At 64.5% G+C, this 282-nt stretch carries 1 protein-coding gene; it reads right to left on the reverse strand.

The window, feature by feature from the left end; all coding sequences use genetic code 11:
• Positions 1–282, reverse strand: a 282-nt coding sequence (locus A3709_RS08350; RefSeq protein ID WP_156507624.1) for an NUDIX domain-containing protein, incomplete at both ends; no start/stop codon positions are given.

Consider the following 282-nt stretch of genomic DNA (forward strand, 5'->3'; position numbering starts at 1 on the left):
CGCGGTGCTGGGCAAGCGCCTGTGCGCCGGTCAGCCACTGGCTGTCCTTGATCTCGCCGTCGTCGATGGTCACTTCACCGCTGGGAGCGGGCATGACAAAAAACCAGGTCGCAAAGCGGCGATTCCCCATGGGGGGCGGCGTCCAGTGCGAGATCATGGTCATATTGGCGGGGGTCACATCCAACGCCGCCTCCTCCATGGCCTCTCGCGCCGCAGCAATACGGGCACGCTCCTCTATGGTGTCTTCTTCAGCGCCATCCTCCGGATCTATCCGGCCACCGG

The organism is Halioglobus sp. HI00S01, assembly GCF_001635445.1.
In the GTDB taxonomy this organism is placed as follows: domain Bacteria; phylum Pseudomonadota; class Gammaproteobacteria; order Pseudomonadales; family Halieaceae; genus Halioglobus; species Halioglobus japonicus.